Below are 1,937 nucleotides of genomic sequence, written 5' to 3' on the forward strand. Positions count from 1 at the left end.
CACGGTAAATTTGTTCTCATTCTAATTGCCGGTGAGCAGGGGTACATGAGTTTGTTGTCATACACAGATAGTCGAGAACTGAGCGGACATTGCGATTGAGTTGACGCATTTTCTGTGCGACGCTGTATACACCCTTGGACTTGATGAGCCCGACGGCAAATCGCCTAAGCCGGGTGATATTTTCGGGACCGTAGCCCTTGGATATCCTGCTGCGGTCCTCGTCATAGTTCCAATCGATGATATAATGGCAGGAATTTTCGATGCTCCAGTGGCCTCGATTAGTGTTGAGAACGTTTTGTGCGTCGGCTTCTTCCGGGGATTTGCTGGTGATGCCATAGACGGTCTCACAAGATTCTTTGCCTGATTTTTTGTCTATTGAGTGACGTTCGATTGCGAACGCTTGCCCAACATGAGGAAAGTTGAGGTAGTCGTTGAGCTCGGTGGTGGTCCAGATTTTACGGGTTTCAATCCGTCCATGATCACAAGAGTCGTTGTCGATATAATCCGGCTCTTTTGGGTTTTGGAAGAAGAATTCGATGTCTGTACGAAGTGTGGGTTGGTTATCCTTAACGGTGAAATGATAGTGAGCTTTGCGCTCCAGAACCAGATAATCGGCGAAGGCGCGTTGCGTTAGAAGGGCATCCGCCGTGATGACTTTGTCTTGAATATTGATAGGATCAAGGAGTGGGGCGGCCATTTTTATCTCGTTTGTTCGCTTGGCCTCCTCATCCCCTTCCTTGGGAAGGGTACCTACTTTTTTTGGGTGTAGCAATTCTTGGTCTGATGACCAATGGCGCTCATGATGTGGGTCTGATAGCCCTGCTCATCGATAGCATTGCGCATGACCTTGCCGTCGATTGCCAGGCTTTCATCCTTTTCGCCGTGGGTTTTATTCCAATTTTGCAGGGCGTGGTCCAGGTCCAGTGGATCGACACGGATAAGGACATTCCGGAAGACGTATTCGCTTGGAACCACACATCGGCCGTTTTCCACACGACACCTGAAACGTTCACGCGCCTTTTGGCCAAGGCTGTTTGCCCAGTCGGTGATAGCCTTATAGCCTCGCATTCCGCACAAGATTGCACCGGCCGCGATGGCGAGTACGGTTGAAAGCCTGTGGCGACGTCCTTGTGCACGACGGGGATCTGGTATATCGGTGAAGAATTGCGGCAAAGACTGCATATGCTCGGCAGTAATCATGATTTTGGCTCCTCCTGTATTAAAGGCCGATTCGAGAAGTGGGCGCGAGAGCAACTCTCGTGCATTGGGTCGCAGTGGTCTTACGAAGATCATTTTGGGCGGGTGGGTTCTAGCACTGTAGCCATTGCCGGTGCGGCGGAAGCCCCTGGTCTGACCGACACAGTGCCAGTTAGCTGCTCTATAGACGGTGCCCTGAAAGCGTCGAGGGTCCACAAAGGTTTCAAGCAACAACAAAGGATGGCCAAAGATATCTTGCCAATCGCGAGGGATTCTCTTCTGGCACAATGATAAGACGCGAGAGCCCAAATTCGGAAAGTGCCAGTCGGGAAGAATAAGAAAACGACTGTTGTTGGCTACCAGTTTCAACCGATCATACTGATGGCGTGGGCTCCAACCGATCCATTGGTCCCGCGCCGCGCACTTCCATGCGGCGGCGGAAAAGCTCAGAAGCGCCACCCACTGGTTGCGCCATAGGCCAATGTACCAAAGCGTTTCGCTGATCTTAGGCATGCGTCCCAGATAATGATGCTCATCCATCACTTCCTGATAGCGACCTTCCTCTGATCGCTCAACGGGCCTGACATGGACCTCCCATAGGTTCAACGTGGATCACCTCCAAAGTGAAGTAAGTAGCGTACTTTCTATACACCAATGGGAGGCAGTTGACCAGAAATAAGTGTAAGTCATGGAGTTTACTGGAAAATATATAGAGCACCTATTCACCGTGCTCCCGTGGA

Annotated in this window: 2 protein-coding genes; both read right to left on the reverse strand. The window is 51.0% G+C overall.

All coding sequences use genetic code 11. The features are described from left to right. Nucleotides 1-16 precede the first annotated feature (16 nt). Nucleotides 17-697: an ISAs1 family transposase gene (locus K1V27_RS22410; RefSeq protein WP_353740514.1), complete on the reverse strand. Its 681-nt coding sequence runs from the start codon at nucleotides 695-697 to the stop codon at nucleotides 17-19. A 53-nt stretch (nucleotides 698-750) separates the two neighbouring features. Further along, nucleotides 751-1,803, reverse strand: coding sequence for a Druantia anti-phage system protein DruA (locus K1V27_RS22415; RefSeq protein ID WP_258928225.1), 1,053 nt, complete (start codon nucleotides 1,801-1,803; stop codon nucleotides 751-753). Between the last annotated feature and the right edge of the window lie 134 nt (nucleotides 1,804-1,937).

The sequence above is a fragment of the Desulfoferrobacter suflitae genome (assembly GCF_022603395.1).
Classification (GTDB): Bacteria; Desulfobacterota; Syntrophobacteria; order Syntrophobacterales; family Syntrophobacteraceae; genus Desulfoferrobacter; species Desulfoferrobacter suflitae.